Origin of the sequence: Burkholderia sp. LK4 (assembly GCF_001043615.1) — a bacterium.
GTDB lineage: Bacteria > Pseudomonadota > Gammaproteobacteria > Burkholderiales > Burkholderiaceae > Burkholderia > Burkholderia cepacia.
Genome location: NZ_LDUL01000009.1, coordinates 100438 through 116024, shown reverse-complemented (window position 1 = coordinate 116024; position 15587 = coordinate 100438). Strand labels below are relative to the sequence as shown.

The following is a 15587-nucleotide window of genomic DNA, read 5'->3' as shown; positions in this document are numbered from 1 at the left end:
CGTTTTACCGGGGGCCGGAACCGGCGCCGAAGCGTCATCCATGCGGCATGACGCCGGCCGCCCGCGAAGCATGAGACCGGAGACAACCTCGATGACCGAATCGACTCACGCCGTCACGAACCAGTTCGACGAACTGGTCGACTATAACCTCTTCACGACGGACATCGCGCTGCGCGACGCGCTCACCCGCGCGGGCGCCGACTGGGCCGTGCCGCAACTCGACACATACGGCGCGTGGCTCGGCAGCGCCGATACCGCGCGGCTTGCCGACGAAGCGAACCGTCACACGCCGGAACTGAACACGTTCGACCGGCGCGGCCGGCGCATCGACCGCGTCGACTTTCACCCGGCGTGGCACGCGCTGCTCGGCCGGTACCGCCACGAAGGCTTCGTGTCGCTCGCGTTCCGCGAGTCGCGCCGCGGCCGCTGGGCCGCGACCGCGGCCGGCTTCTACCTGCATGGCCAGATCGAGGCCGGCACGCTGTGCCCGGCGACGATGACGCAGGCCGCGATCCCCGTGCTGCAGAAGGAGCCCGCGCTGTGGGCGCTGCTGCGCGACACGCTCTACAGCGACGACTACGATCCGCGCGACGTGCCGGTCGCCGACAAGCGCTCGATCTGGTTCGGCATGGGCATGACCGAGAAACAGGGCGGCTCCGACGTGCGCGCGAACACGACGCTCGCGACCGCCGTCGGCGCGGGCGGGCGCGGCGGCGAATACCGGCTGCGCGGCCACAAGTGGTTCTTCTCCGCGCCGATGTGCGACGCGCACCTCGTCGTCGCGCAGACCGAAGGCGGCGGTCCGTCGTGCTTCTACGTGCCGCGCTGGCGGCCGGACGGCACGAAGAACGCGGTCGAGATCCAGCGGCTGAAGGACAAGGTCGGCAACCGCAGCAACTCGAGCAGCGAGATCGAGCTGAACGACGCGTGGGGCATCATGCTCGGCGACGAAGGCCGCGGCATTCCGACCATCATCGAGATGGCCACCTACACGCGGCTGAACTGCGTGCTCGGCAGTGCGGCGATGCTGCGCCAGGGCGTCGTACAGGCGATCGCGTACACGCGCCAGCGCCATGCATTCGGCCGCGCGCTCGCCGAACAGCCGCTGATGCGCACCGTGCTGGCCGATCTCGCGCTCGAAAGCGAAGCCGCGCTCGTGCTGGCGATGCGCCTGGCCGACGCGTTCGAGCGCGACGACTCGCCGCGCGAACGCGCCTGGAAGCGCATCGTCACGCCCGCCGCGAAATTCTGGGTGTGCAAGCGCGCGGTCGAGCTGACCGGCGAGGTGATGGAAGTGTTCGGCGGCAACGGCTATGTCGACGACGGCCCGATCGCGCGGCTGTTCCGCGAGGCGCCCGTCAACTCGATCTGGGAAGGTTCGGGCAACGTGATGTGCCTCGACGTGCTGCGCGCGGTGTCGCGCGAGCCCGACGCGGCCGCCGCGCTGTTCACCGAACTCGCCGATCTCGGCGCGGGCGAACCGCGCATCCGCGCAGCGCTCGACGCGCTGCGCGCGATGCTCGCCGCACCGGCCGACACGCTCGAGGCGTCGGGCCGCGTGTTCGCGCAGCGCCTCGCGCTCGTCGCGCAGGCGTGCCTGCTGCGCCGCGACGCGCCGGCGGCCGTCGCCGACGCGTTCGTCGCGACACGGCTTGCCGCGCCCGACTGGGGCCGCGTCGCGGGCGGCTTCGACCCGCACGCGATCGACGTCGCCGCGCTGCTGCAGCGCGCGTACCCGGCCTGACGCCCGTTCGCCCAGCCCGGTTTCCCCGTTCGCCCCCGTTCGCCTTCGTTCGCCCGCCCGGAGCCCCGATGAACCTCGTCGCCGCCCTCGACCGCGCCGCCCGCGCGACGCCCGACAAACCGTTCCTCGTCAGCGAATCCGCGACGATCACCTATGCCGCCGCGCGCGAGCGCTCGCACCGCGCGGCGGCCGTGCTGAGCGCGCTCGGCGTCGCGGCCGGCGACCGTGTCGCCGCGATGTGCTTCAACACGCCGGCCTTCGTCGACCTGATGTTCGGCGCGTGGCGGCTCGGCGCGACGTTCGTGCCGATCAACCACAAGCTGCAGGCGCCGGAAGTCGACTACGTGCTCGAACACAGCCGCAGCAAGGCGCTGCTGTTCGACGTGACGCTCGCGCCGGTGGTCGAGCGCATCGTGCATCCCGCGCGACGGCTCGTGACCGAAGGCGAGCTCGACGGCGTGCCGTGCTTCGACACGCTGTGCGCGACGATGGACGGCCTCGCGGGCATCGAGCCGGCCGACGGCGACATCGCGCAGATCCTCTATACGTCCGGCACGACCGGCCACCCGAAAGGCTGCGTGCACAGCCACCGCACCGTGACGCTCGCCGCGATGCAGGCGGCCCTCGCGACCGGCATCGGCCGCAACGAGCGCACGCTGATGGCGATGCCGATCTGGCATTCGTCGCCGCTCAACAACTGGTTCGGCGGCACGCTGTATGCGGGCGGCACCGTCGTGCTGCTGCGCGAATACCATCCGCTGCGGTTCCTGCAGACCGTCGAGCGCGAGCGCGTGACGCTGTATTTCGGCGCGCCGGTGTCGTACCTGCTGCCGCTCGACACGATCGACGGTTTCGCGGCGTTCGACCTGTCGAGCGTGCGCGCATGGCTGTACGGCGGCGGCCCGATCGGCGCCGCGCAGGCCGAACGGCTCGCGCGCGCGTATCGCAGCGACGCGTTCTTCCAGGTGTACGGCATGACGGAAGCGGGCCCGGCCGGCACGACGCTGTATCCGGACGAGCAGATCGCGAAGGCCGGTTCGATCGGCCGCCACGGCGGCCCGGGCGTCGACCTGCGCGTCGTGCGGATGGACGGCATCGACGCGCAGCCGGGCGAGACCGGCGAGATCTGGCTGAAGACCGACAGCATGATGCTCGGCTATCTCGACGATGCGGCCGCGACCCGCGCCGCGTTCGCGCCGCACGGCTGGTATCGCACCGGCGACATCGCGCGGATCGATCAGGATGGCTACCTGTTCATCGTCGACCGGCTGAAGGACATGATCGTGACGGGCGGCGAGAACGTCTATTCGAAGGAAGTGGAGGACGTGCTCGGCGCGCACCCGGACATCGCCGAGGCGGCCGTCGTCGGTGTCCCGCATCCCGACTGGGGCGAGACGGTCGTCGCGCACGTCGTGCCGCGCGCGGGCACGGTGCCCGACGCGGACGCGCTGCGCGCGTTCTGCGGCGAGCGGCTCGCCGCGTACAAGATTCCGCGTGAGTTCACGTTCGTGCAGGCGCTGCCGCGCACGCCTACGGGCAAGCTGCAGAAGTTCCTGCTGCGTGTGCGTCGCGAAGACTAAGTATCCACGAGTGCACCAGCGCACTCACGTACTCATATTCCCCTTGCGAACCGCAAAGCGAGATACGACATCACTCCTTATCCACGTCACCTGACCAACGCACTCGCGCACGTGCGGTCAATGCAAAAGGCAGAACGGAACAAGTAGTAGAAGTTAGCAACCCTGAATCATATTCGTCCGATTGTTCGACGTTTCCCATCTGGAATAGCGTCTCTAGGCAGCCATTCCATTTACTGAGACAGGGAAGCCGGATGAAAGACGAACTCAAAGCACCGACCTATCTTTTCGCCACTGTTGGTGCGCTCACGGAACGCGGCGGACGCGTCACCACCGCAACCAGCGGCCTGACCCTGGCTGGACTAGAAGTCGCCTGCGTCGGCGACGTAGTGACCTATGACGACGGCAGCGAGGCCGCGATTGTCGACGGCGCGGGAAACAACCACAGCGGAGGCAAACCGTTCGCGTTGGTCGGCAGCCGATTGAGCAACGGTGACCGCATTACCGAAACGCTGCGCACCTCATGGGGCATGCACGTGCGGGATGGGCAAAGCGCTGCGGGCCTGTTCGATCCGACCTATGTGCCGCCGCCCGCGCCGCCCGCCTACAGATTGGCGGTACGTGGCGCAACAACCGCGCGCGGCGGCGCATTGCGCGAGCCGTCCGGCACATGGGAAGTAGCGCCGCACTTGGGCAGGGCTGCCACGGTGGGCGACCTGATCCACTATCCGGACGGTTCAACCGCGCGCGTGACGAGCGGTCTGGGTTTGGTCGACAGGCCCGACTTCGCACCGCTCGCATTCGTTGGCAGCGAACTCGATAACGGCGACATGATCACCGATAGTCCCGAGCGACAAGGCGTAGCTTCATCCGTTGTATTTCGCGTCGTCACCCGCTCGTCCATGCCCCGCTGAGGTAGCGTCCATGATCCGCTACTTTCTTGCCAAAGGCGACCGCGCCGGGGAAGCGGTGATTGTCGAAGGCCTCGACACCGTGACCTGCTCCAATCCGCCGCCGAGGGTTCATATCGCCACGCTGGATATGAAGACCTACTGTTCTGCCTGCAAGCGTGAAGGGTACATCGCACCGCAAGGTCCGCGCTGGCCAGGTACCGGTCCGAACGGCAAACAGTGGGCATTGAGCGGGGATATCAATGTCTGCGGATGCAACCCACCGCCGATCTTCCACGCTGAGCGCGGCATGCGGATGATTTTTACTGCGGGAGAGACTGCAACGCTGAATGGGCACCAACCTGATGCAGCCGAGCGGTCGTTTGCTCGATCGGCTGTCGTACACGACGAGCAATTCACCTTGCTCGATGACTCCCGCCGCCCGCTCGCGAACATTCGCTACCGAATCGTTACCGACACCGGGCAGATTTTCACGGGCACCACGGACACGGCCGGGCAAACACATCGAATCGCCACCGACGCCTCGGCAACTCTGAAAATCTATACGACGGAACATTGAAGCAATGAAAAATTTTGATGCGAATGACGGCGGAGAATGGTTCCTCGTACACTCAGGCGCCGTCACCAATACCAATCCTGGGTCGACGGTGGAAGTAACGATCAATACCGAAAGAATATGTCACAACATGACAAACAAGGAATTCCGGGAAATGGTATTGAGCAAACGCGATCGAGCCGTTTTTCTCGTCGACAAAAGAATCAAGGATCTGCAGCGCTGGTCCAACACTGATAAGGCACGCGTATTACAGTGGTTCGGCAGAAATGATGAAGGCACTCGCATAACGCTATTAACAGGTCTGACTGCAAACGTCCGCGTACTAAAGGCACTCACCGGATACAATTTCACGCGATGGGATAGCGATCGATTCAAACATATTGGATGCGTTCCAAATCCGAACAAATCGGGAGTCGCGGCATCAGTGTGTTCGCCGGATACCGCAACCCATACGATCGCAATACATCCCGATTTTTGTACAATGCGAGACTTCTCATGGGAAAAAGATTCCGTAGTTTCCACCCTGATTCATGAGGCGAGTCATTTCGACGACACAATGGGAACCCGGGATCACAGATATTTCATGGAGGAGTGTTTGACGTTTGGAGCCGAAAACCCGAATCAAGCAATCAACAATGCCGACAGCATTGCAGGATACGTCATTTACAATGCTTAAATTTATTCTTGCCCTAAGCCTTCTCGTCTCCAATCCGGTATTCGCATGCATCGCCAGCGAGAACTTCGACATCTACTTTTCGAGAGACAGCTCGCACCTATCAAATGCAGAGATCGTCCGCATTGCAAAATGGACAGCCGACCAAAGGCTCAATTACGCAAATCACCTGACCAAAGAGACAACACTGATCAGCGGCCATGCCGAGGAAAGTGAGCCGGGAGCACTGGCCCTTGCGCAATCAAGATTGCAAGTCGCGTATGCGCTGTTGGAGCAACTCGGCTTTTTGCGCGGAACCATCAAGAAGAGCGCCCGCGTCTATTCGCATGGCGACGTGGAAAATGGGCGACGTGTGGAAATTTCCTTCCTGCCCGATTGCCCTAACAAGTGCTGCGACGGCTAGTAACGTCATGCTGCCGCCGATCACGGCGATGCGGTATCTACGTACACATGCGGCGACCCTGCCGCACCACTGCCTGCAACATCCCTATGCCCTGTCGGGTGTGTCCCACCAAAGAAAAAGCCACCCGGCCCGACGGCCAGGTGGCTTTTTCGCACGAGGAGCGGGACGACGCATTGCAACGCCGCCCGCGCGTCACATCAGGCTGCTTACTTGCCGCCGATGCTCTTCAGCGGCTTCCACTCGCCCTTCTCGACCTTGTACATCGTGATGCCGCCGTTCTTCAGGTCGCCCTTCGCGTCATACGCGACGTGCGTCGACGTCACGCCGGCCATGTCGGTCTTCGCGAGCACCGGCAGGTACTTCGCCGGATCGGTCGAATCGGCCTTCTTCATCGCGTTGAACAGCGCCATCGCGCCGTCGTACGCATACGGCGAGTAGGTCTGCACGTCTTCGCCGAAGCGCTTCTTGTACTTGTCGGCGTACGTCTTGCCGCCCGGCATTTCTTCGAGCGGCAGGCCTGCCAGCGAAGCGATCGTGCCGTCGGCCGCGTTGCCCGCGATCTTCAGGAACGTCGGCGTCTTCACCATTTCGCCGCTCATCAGCGGGGCGGTGATGCCGAGCGTCTTCATCTGCTTGACCATTGGTGCAGCCTGCGAATCCGCGCCGCCGTAGTAGACGAGATCCGGCTTCGCCGCCTTCAGCTTGGTCAGGATCGCCTTGAAGTCCACCGCCTTGTCGTTCGTGAATTCACGGTCGACGATCGTCGCGCCGCCGGCCTTCGCGGCCTTCTCGAACTGGTCGGCGAGACCCTGGCCGTAGGCCGTGCGGTCGTCGACGATCGCGATCTTCTTCATGCCGAGATCCTTCGACGCGAACGTGCCGGCCACCGAGCCCTGCTGCGTGTCGGACGTCATCATGCGGAAGGTCGTCTTGTAACCCTGCTGCGTGTATTCCGGTGCGGTCGCCATCGCGATCTGCGGAATGCCCGCGTTCGCGTAGATGCGCGAGGCCGGAATCGTCGTGCCCGAGTTGAAGTGGCCGAGCATGCCCTTGATGCCGTCGTCGACGAGCTTCTGCGCGACCGTCGTGCCGGTGCGCGGGTCAGCTTGGTCGTCCTGCGTGTCGAGTGCGAACTTCACCGGCTTGCCGCCGATCTTCGGGCTCGTCGCGTTGAAATCCTCGATCGCGAGCACGATCCCGTTCTGCATATCCTTGCCGTAGTGCGCCTGCGCGCCCGTCATCGGCCCTGCGTAACCGATCTTCACGTCATCCGCATGGGCCGTCCCCGCCAGCGACATGACCGCGACGAACGTCGCGCCTGCCACCTTTTTCATCGTGTGTTGCATAGCATCTCCTTGGTACCAGGGTAAATGGAGCGGCTTCGGGATCGCCTGGCCGCTTCCTTTGTTTGATCCGAACGGCAAGGATGATCAGCCGATCGTCATCAAATTCGCATTGCCGCCCGCCGCGGCCGTGTTCACGCTCACCGAGCGCTCCGTCAGCAGCCGTTCCAGCGCGTAATCTTCCGCATCACCGTTCTCGAACGCACCCACCGACACGCCCTGCACCGACACGATCGGGCCCGGCCGCTGCGCGACGTCCTTCACGAGCGTCTGCAGTTCGTCGCTGTCGCCTTCGAACAGCACCGCGTCGAACGGCGTATCGGCCTGCTTGCGCACGGTCGCATGCGCCTTCAGCGACGCCGGCAGCGCGGCGACCAGCGCCTCGCCGGCCGCGCCCGCGAACAGCGCGCGGTTGCCGGTCGCCAGCACCGCCGCGAACTGCGCGCGCGCGCCGCCCGGCGTCGCCGCGACACACAGCACCGTGCCGCGCGGGCCGAGTGTATACGTGTTTCGCTCGCCCGTCGGGCCGGTCAGCACGGCGGTCGCACCGGCCGGCACCTGCGCCAGGTAACCGTCGCAACGCGCGGCCAGTGCCGGCTCGCGCTGCTCGATCAGCCAGTCGCGCAGCGTCGTGAGCGCTGCCGCCGGGTTGCCGCGCGCATCGCCTTCGACCGCGCCGTCCGCGATCAGCGTCTGTGCGAGCGAACGCGGCAGGCCCGACGGACGCGTCGCGAGCAGGCGCTGCAGGTACAGCGCGCCGCCGGCCTTCGGGCCCGTGCCCGACAGCCCTTCGCCGCCGAACGGCTGCACGCCGACCACCGCGCCGATCACGTTGCGGTTCACGTAGATGTTGCCGACGTGCGCATTCGAGATCACGTGCGCGATCGTCTCGTCGATCCGCGTGTGGATGCCGAGCGTCAGGCCGTAGCCGGTCGCGCGGATCTGCTCCAGCAGCTTGTCGAGCTGGCTGCGGCGGTAGCGCACCACGTGCAGCACGGGGCCGAACACTTCGCGCTTCAGCTCGTCGATGCTGCCGATCTCGATCAGCGTCGGCGGCACGAACGTGCCGTGCGCGCAGGCTTCCGGCGCCGGCAGCTGCGTGACCGCGTGGCCCTTCTCCTTCATCGCCGCGACGTGCGTATCGATCGTCTGCTTCGCTTCACCGTCGATCACCGGGCCGACGTCCGTCGACAGCCGGTCGGGGTTGCCGAGCGCCAGCTCGTGCATCGCGCCCTTCAGCATCGTCAGCGTGCGGTCCGCGACATCGTCCTGCAGACACAGAACGCGCAGCGCCGAACACCGTTGACCGGCCGAGTCGAACGACGACTGCATCACGTCCGCGACAACCTGCTCCGCGAGCGCCGACGAGTCGACGATCATCGCGTTCTGGCCGCCCGTTTCCGCGATCAGCGGGATCGGCTTGCCGTCCGGGTCGAGGCGCGCCGACAGCGTCTTGTTGATCAGGCGCGCGACTTCGGTCGAACCGGTGAACATCACCGCACGCGTGCGCGGATCGGCGACCAGCGCCGCACCGACGGTCTCGCCGTCGCCCGGCAGCAGCTGCACCGCGCCGGCCGGCACGCCGGCCTCGCGCAGCAGGCGCACGGCCTGGGCGGCGATCAGCGGCGTCTGTTCGGCCGGCTTCGCGAGCACCGTATTGCCGGCCGCGAGCGCGGCGGCCACCTGGCCCATGAAGATCGCGAGCGGGAAGTTCCACGGGCTGATGCAGACCACGGGACCGAGCGGACGGTGCGTGTCGTTCGAGAATTCGTCGCGGATCTGCGCGGCGTAGTAGCGCAGGAAGTCGACCGCTTCGCGGATCTCGGCGATCGCGTTCGGCAGCGACTTGCCGGCTTCGCGCACGATCAGGCCCATCAGCGTGTGCATCTGCGCTTCGAGCAGGTCGGCCGCGCGCACCAGGCAATCGGCGCGTGCGTCGACCGGCGTCGCCTGCCAGATCGGCGCGGCGGCCACCGCATGCGCGAGTGCCGCGCTCACGTGTTCGGCCGTCGCTTCGCTGACGGTGCCGACCGTGTCGCGCTGGTCGGCCGGGTTGCGCACGTCGCGGGCCGGCGCGTCGGCGAGCGTGTCGTCGGCGAGCATCGGCGCCGCGCGCCACGGGAAGTGCGCGCTCGCGAGCAGCGCGGACGACAGCGACGCGAGGCGGTGTTCGTTCGACAGGTCGAGGCCCATCGAGTTGGGACGCTCGTCGCCGTACAGGTTGCGCGGCAGCGGGATCTTCGCGTGCGGCGCGCCGAGCGGCACGACCTTCGACGCTTCGTCGACCGGATCGGCGACCAGTTCCTTCACCGACACGGTCTTGTCCGCGATGCGGTTCACGAACGACGTGTTCGCGCCGTTTTCCAGCAGGCGGCGCACCAGGTACGCGAGCAGCGTCTCGTGCGTGCCGACCGGTGCGTACACGCGGCAAGGCCGGTTCAGCTTGTCGCGGCCGGTGACTTCCTCGTACAGCGGCTCGCCCATCCCGTGCAGGCACTGGAATTCATACTGGCCCGGGTAGTAGTTCTGGCCCGCGAGCTGGTAGATCGCGGCGAGCGTGTACGCGTTGTGCGTCGCGAACTGCGGATAGACGGCGTCGGGTGCGGCGAGCAGCTTCTTCGCGCACGCGAGATACGACACGTCCGTGTAGATCTTGCGCGTATAGACCGGATAACCTTCGAGGCCGTCGACCTGCGCACGCTTGATCTCGGTATCCCAGTACGCGCCCTTGACCAGACGGATCATCAGGCGGTGACGGCTGCGGCGCGCGAGATCGATCAGGTAGTCGATCACGAACGGGCAGCGCTTCTGGTAGCCCTGCACCACGAAGCCGATGCCGTTCCAGCCCGCGAGATCCGGATCGAAGCACAGCGCCTCGAGCAAGTCGAGCGACAGTTCGAGGCGGTCGGCTTCTTCCGCGTCGATGTTCAGGCCGATGTCGTAGCGGCGCGCGAGCAGCGCGAGCGCGCGCACGCGCGGCAGCAGCTCGCTCATCGTGCGGTCCTGCTGCGAGCGCGAGTAGCGCGCGTGCAGCGCCGACAGCTTGATCGAGATGCCCGGGCCTTCGTAGATGCCGCGGCCGCCGGCCGCCTTGCCGATCGCGTGGATCGCCTGTTCGTACGACGCGTAGTAGCGCTGCGCGTCCTCTTCGGTCGTCGCCGCTTCGCCGAGCATGTCGTACGAGTAGCGGAAGCCGCGTGCTTCGTACTTGCGGCTGTTCGCGAGCGCTTCGGAAATCGTCTCGCCGGTGACAAACTGCTCGCCCATCAGGCGCATCGCCATGTCGACGCCCTTGCGGATCAGCGGCTCGCCGCCGCGGCCGATCAGGCGCGTGAGCGCCGACGACAGCCCCGCTTCGCTGTTGGTCGTCACGAGCTTGCCGGTGATCATCAGCCCCCAGGTCGCCGCGTTCACGAACAGCGACGGCGCGTGGCCGACGTGCGAGCGCCAGTCGCCCTTGCTGATCTTGTCGCGGATCAGCGCATCGCGCGTCGCGCGATCGGGAATGCGCAGCAGCGCCTCGGCGAGGCACATCAGCGCGACGCCTTCCTGGCTCGACAGCGAGAATTCGTGGATCAGCCCTTCGACGCCGCCGCCCGAGCTCTTCTCGCGCAGCGCCTCGACGAGCTTCGTCGCGAGCGCCTGCACGTCCGCCTGCAGGTTCGCGGGCAGGCGCGCCTGGCCGAGCAGGAACGGCACGCATTCCGGCTCGGGGCGGCGGTACGCGGCCGTGATCGCCGCGCGCAGCACCGATTGCGGCTGCACGTTCTGCGCGAATTCGAGGAACGGATGCGGCGAGTTGTCGTCGTCGCCGTCCGCAGCCTGGCCGTCGGCGAGCTCGGTGACGCCGCTGTGGCCCGACAGCTCGGGCGGCAACTGGCCGTGCTCGATCCGCTCGAGATACGCGAAGATCGCCTGCTTGATCAGCCAGTGGGGAGTGCGCTCGAGACGCGCGGCTGCGTCCTTGAGGCGCGAGCGGAGAAGGTCGTCGACCTTGACGCCGAGAGTCGTGCTTGCCATGGTGGGTTCGTGCGCCGGTGCGAGCCCGGCAATGTGGTGTGAGAGGATGCGCGAAATCCTACGGCACGCAATAAAAAGGTGCAACCAAATTGCGAGATGGGTTGCACCCTTGGGTTAGTCAATATAATCAGCCACTTATGCGGTTGCAACCTAGGAGTTGCCCGTGGTCGGGGGATCGGTGTTTTCCCTGAGCAGGCCGATTTGACATGCGTGCGCAATCTTCCCCGCGCGCGGCGGCGGACGAAAACGGGTTGCACTGGGGTGGCAGCGGGTGGCGCGCCCGGGGATGGCCGTGCGGCAAGAGACGGTTCGGGGCTGCCCGACGGCCCGGGTGTCGACGCAGCAGCACTGGTGTGCGGTGTGCGGTGTGCGGTGTGCGGTGTGCGGTGTGCGGTGTGCGGTGTGCGGTGTGCGGTGTGCGGTGTGCGGCACTCGGCACGACGGCCGCATGGCGCGCCGCTCAGATATCGAGCGGATCGACCTCGACGCTCCACCGCAGCACGCCCTTCAGCGCGCGCAGTTCCGGCTGCCACGCGCGCAGCGCATGCTGCAGCGCCGCCCGCGACGCGCTTTCGAGCAGCAATTGCGCGCGGTGGACGTTCGCGACCTTGACGATCGTCATCGGCACCGCGTCGTACACGGTCACGCGATCGGCGCCCGGCAACCCCGGCAATGCGGCCGCGGCTTGCAGCAGGAACGCGAGCGCCGCGTCGAGCGTGCGCCCCTCGGCGCGCAGCAGCGCCTGGTAGACGAACGGCGGCAGGTGCGCGTCGCGGCGCTCGCCGAGCGTCGAATTCGCGAAGCCGACGTAGTCCTGCCGCCCGAGCGCGTGATACAGCGCGTGACGCGGGTAGCGCGTCTGCACGAGCACCTCGCCCGGCAGCCCGGCGCGCCCGGCGCGGCCGCTCACCTGCATCAGTTGCGCGAACAGCCGTTCGCTCGCGCGGAAGTCATGCGAGAACAGCGCCGTGTCGGCATTGAGCACGCCGACGAGCGACACGCGCTGGAAGTCGTGCCCCTTCGCGATCATCTGCGTGCCGACGAGGATGTCGACCTCGCCCGCATGCACATCGGAGAAAAGCGCCTGCGCACTGCCCTTGCGGCGCGTGCTGTCCGCGTCGATCCGCAGCACGCGCGCGCCCGGCACGGCCTCGGCGAGCGCCTCCTCGATGCGTTGCGTGCCGCGCCCGAGCGGCGCGATGTCGACGTTCCCGCACTCGGGGCACGATCGCGGAATGCGAGCTTCCCAGCCGCAGTGATGGCAGCGCAGCGCATGCTCGGGCTTGTGCAGCACGACGTACGCGCTGCAGCGCGGGCAGCCCGCGACCCAGCCGCATGCGTCGCACGCGAGCTGCGGCGCGTAACCGCGCCGGTTCAGGAACACGAGACTCTGCTCGCCGCGTTCGAGCCGCGCCTTCAGCGCCGCGACGAGCGGCCCCGACAGCCCGCCCATCGACGCGCGGCCGCGCCGCCGCTCCTCTTCAAGGTCGATCAGCCGCACGGTCGGCAGCGTCGCGTCGGCCACCGCGCGGCGCGACAGCGTGAGCCGCGTGTAGCGGCCCTGCTCCGCCTGCCACCAGCTTTCGAGCGACGGCGTGGCGGAGCCGAGCACGACCGTGATGCCGAGCTGCTTCGCGCGCCACACGGCGAGATCGCGTGCCGAATAGCGCAGCCCTTCCTGCTGCTTGTACGCGGGCTCGTGCTCCTCGTCGACGACGATCAGCGCGAGCGCCGGCATCGACGCGAGCACCGCGAGGCGTGTGCCGAGCACGATCCGCGCTCGCCCCGTATGCGCGGCGAGCCAGTTGCGCGCCCGCTCGCCCTCGGCGAGCCCGCTGTGCAGCGTGACGATCGCGTCGTCGGCGAGCGCACCCGCGAAGCGCGCGCGAAACGCGGCCTCGAACTGCGGCGTCAGGTTGATTTCAGGGACGAGCACGAGCGCCTGCGCGTCCGGCCGGGCGTCGAGCAGCGACGCGAGCGCGTGCAGATAGACCTCGGTCTTGCCGCTGCCCGTCACGCCGTGCAGCAGGAACGGCGCAAAGCCCTGCGCGGCGCGGATCGCGTCGAGCGCCTCGGCCTGCTGGTCCGTGAGCGCCGGCGGCACAGTTCGTCCACCGGCTGCCAACAGGTTATCCACAGCTTTGGGCACAGGCGCATCGGCCCAGCCGATCTCCTCGACGTCGACCCAGCCGCGCGCCGCCCAGTCGTCGAGCGTCGCGGCCGCCTTCGGGTGCAGCGCGCGTGCATCGGGCAGCGCGAGCGAGCCGGTGTCGACCAGCGCCTGCGCGAGCCGCCGCAGCGCGGCCCCGCGTGCGGGCAACGCATCGGGCAGCGCCGCGCGGCCGCCCTCCGTCGGGCGGTAGCGCACCTCGGGCGCGAGCAGCCGCCCCCAGCGCCCCGCATCGCGCAGCGCCTGCGGCAGCGCCGGCAGCGCGACCTCGCCGCGCCCGCGCTGGTAGTAATCGGCGGCGAACGACACGAGCGCGAGCCAGTCCGGCGACAACGGCGGCAGGTCGGTGCAGATCGCGTCGACCGCGCGCAGCCGGGACGGCGGCACGTCGGTGTGAGTCGTCACTTCGCAGACGAGCCCGACCGCCTGCCGCTTGCCGAACGGCACCTGCACGAGCGTGCCCGGCACGGGCGCCGGTTGCGCGTCGCAGCGATAGTCGAACAGGGTGGCGAGCGGATGGTCGAGCGCGACGCGCAGGTAGGTGCCGCTCATCGCGGCGCTCCGGCGGCGGCACGCACCGCATCGAGATGGGCGGCCGGCATCCGCGCCCGCCTCATGGCGGCGGACTTAAAGTAAAACTTCAGATTCGGCGCTAAGTTTTGGATTCGCATTAGGAATCGCCGTATACCCTGCCCAGCCTGTGGATAACTTTGTTGAGAACTCGCCGCTCACCGGCCGCAACGCACGCGGGGCCGCGCTTTCCGCTGATTTTCACCGCTTGTTGCGGTGCCCCGCGGAGCCTTATTCCATAAGGCTGCTATTCAAATTACCGAACCATAGCGAGGCAATTTGACCGACACAGGGCTCTACCGCGCTGCAACGAGGAAAATGTGTATAAGTCAAGTCTTGACAAGCACTGAATCGGCAACCGGTGCGGGGTTGCGCCCTGTTTAGCGCCGAAAACGAAACGCTGTCACCCCGCAGTGCAGCATGACAGCGCTTGCGTTCAGCCGGCGGCTCCGCTACGGATCGCGCGGCTGTGGTTATGCACCTCATCGACGAGTTCGGCGACGTGATCGGGCGACGTGAATTGCGAAATACCGTGTCCGAGGTTGAATACATGGCCCGGATGGTTGCCGTAGCTGTCGAGCACCGCGCGCGCCTGCTCGCGCACCGCGGCGGGCGGCGCAAACAGGATCGTCGGGTCGAGGTTGCCCTGCAGCGCGACTCGCCCCGCGACGCGCTCGCGCGCGGCGCCGAGGTTGACCGTCCAGTCGAGCCCGACCGCGTCGACGCCGGTCGCCGCGATCTCCTCGAGCCACAGCCCGCCGCCCTTCGTGAACGTGATGACCGGCACGCGCTCGCCGTCATGCTCGCGCTTGAGCTGCGCCACCACGCGGCGGATGTAGTCCAGCGAGAAGCGCTGGTACGCGCCGTCCGCCAGCGCGCCGCCCCACGTATCGAAGATCATCACGGCCTGCGCGCCCGCTTCGATCTGCGCGTTCAGGTAAGCCGCCACGGCCTGCGCGTTCACGTCGAGAATCCGGTGCATCAGGTCGGGGCGCGAATACGCCATCGACTTCACGGTGCGGAAATCGTCCGACCCGCCGCCTTCGACCATGTAGCACGCGAGCGTCCACGGGCTGCCCGAAAAGCCGATCAGCGGCACGCGCTGGCGGCCCTGGCCGTCGGTGAGCGCGCGGCGGATCTCGCGCACCGCGCCCGTCACGTAGCCGAGCGTCTCTTCGATGTCCGGCACCGCGAGCCTGGCGACGTCGGCCTCGGTACGCACCGGATGCGCGAACTTCGGCCCTTCGCCGACCTGGAAGTCGAGGCCGAGGCCCATCGCGTCCGGAATCGTCAGGATGTCCGAGAACAGGATCGCGGCGTCGAGCGGAAAGCGCTCGAGCGGCTGCAGCGTCACTTCGGTCGCGTAGTCGGGATTCTTCGCGAGACCGAGGAAGCTGCCGGCGCGGGCGCGCGTCGCGTTGTATTCGGGCAGGTAGCGGCCGGCCTGGCGCATCAGCCAGATCGGCGTGTAGTCGGTCGGCTCGCGCAGAAGCGCACGCAGGAAGGTGTCGTTGAGCAGGGTATGGGCCACGGTAGGAGCGACGATGCGAAGGCAAAGCGGCATTTTACCGGACAGCCGCCGCAAGGCTGCGCATGCCGGCGCGATGGCGGCCATATGAC

General features: G+C 67.2%; 10 protein-coding genes. 6 read left to right on the top strand and 4 right to left on the bottom strand.

Annotation, left to right across the window (positions count from 1 at the left end; translation table 11 throughout):
- The first annotated feature begins 91 nt into the window (after positions 1 to 91).
- From VK92_RS04640 to VK92_RS04620, 6 genes are all read left to right on the top strand, one after another.
- Positions 92 to 1744, top strand: a complete 1653-nt coding sequence (locus VK92_RS04640; protein ID WP_048026162.1) for an acyl-CoA dehydrogenase family protein — start codon at positions 92 to 94, stop codon at positions 1742 to 1744.
- A gap of 68 nt (positions 1745 to 1812) precedes the next feature.
- Positions 1813 to 3324, top strand: coding sequence for a class I adenylate-forming enzyme family protein (locus VK92_RS04635; protein ID WP_048026160.1), 1512 nt, complete (start codon positions 1813 to 1815; stop codon positions 3322 to 3324).
- Positions 3325 to 3575: 251 nt separating this feature from the next.
- Complete coding sequence (locus VK92_RS04630) at positions 3576 to 4235, top strand: PAAR domain-containing protein (protein ID WP_048026159.1); 660 nt, start codon at positions 3576 to 3578, stop codon at positions 4233 to 4235.
- A 10-nt stretch (positions 4236 to 4245) separates the two neighbouring features.
- The gene (locus tag VK92_RS04625) at positions 4246 to 4791 is read left to right on the top strand and encodes a hypothetical protein (protein WP_081057204.1); all 546 of its coding nucleotides are present in this window, start codon (positions 4246 to 4248) and stop codon (positions 4789 to 4791) included.
- A gap of 4 nt (positions 4792 to 4795) precedes the next feature.
- Positions 4796 to 5464 (top strand): M35 family metallo-endopeptidase, encoded by a 669-nt coding sequence (locus VK92_RS39455; RefSeq protein WP_082160931.1) that lies wholly within the window; start codon positions 4796 to 4798, stop codon positions 5462 to 5464.
- Positions 5457 to 5864 carry a hypothetical protein gene (locus VK92_RS04620; protein WP_048028327.1) on the top strand — a complete coding sequence of 136 codons (408 nt, stop codon included), beginning with the start codon at positions 5457 to 5459 and terminating at the stop codon, positions 5862 to 5864. The genes VK92_RS39455 and VK92_RS04620 overlap by 8 nt, the downstream gene beginning before the upstream one ends.
- A gap of 206 nt (positions 5865 to 6070) precedes the next feature.
- On the opposite strand, the gene VK92_RS04615 is transcribed toward VK92_RS04620, so the two are convergent.
- From VK92_RS04615 to hemE, 4 genes are all read right to left on the bottom strand, one after another.
- Positions 6071 to 7210 carry a branched-chain amino acid ABC transporter substrate-binding protein gene (locus VK92_RS04615; protein WP_027788703.1) on the bottom strand — a complete coding sequence of 380 codons (1140 nt, stop codon included), beginning with the start codon at positions 7208 to 7210 and terminating at the stop codon, positions 6071 to 6073.
- Positions 7211 to 7294: 84 nt separating this feature from the next.
- The gene (gene putA / locus VK92_RS04610; protein WP_048026158.1) at positions 7295 to 11227 is read right to left on the bottom strand and encodes a trifunctional transcriptional regulator/proline dehydrogenase/L-glutamate gamma-semialdehyde dehydrogenase; all 3933 of its coding nucleotides are present in this window, start codon (positions 11225 to 11227) and stop codon (positions 7295 to 7297) included.
- A 460-nt stretch (positions 11228 to 11687) separates the two neighbouring features.
- Positions 11688 to 13949, bottom strand: coding sequence for a primosomal protein N' (locus VK92_RS04605; RefSeq protein WP_048023965.1), 2262 nt, complete (start codon positions 13947 to 13949; stop codon positions 11688 to 11690).
- 454 nt (positions 13950 to 14403) lie between these two features.
- The gene (gene hemE, locus VK92_RS04600; protein WP_034195829.1) at positions 14404 to 15498 is read right to left on the bottom strand and encodes a uroporphyrinogen decarboxylase; all 1095 of its coding nucleotides are present in this window, start codon (positions 15496 to 15498) and stop codon (positions 14404 to 14406) included.
- Positions 15499 to 15587: the final 89 nt, after the last annotated feature.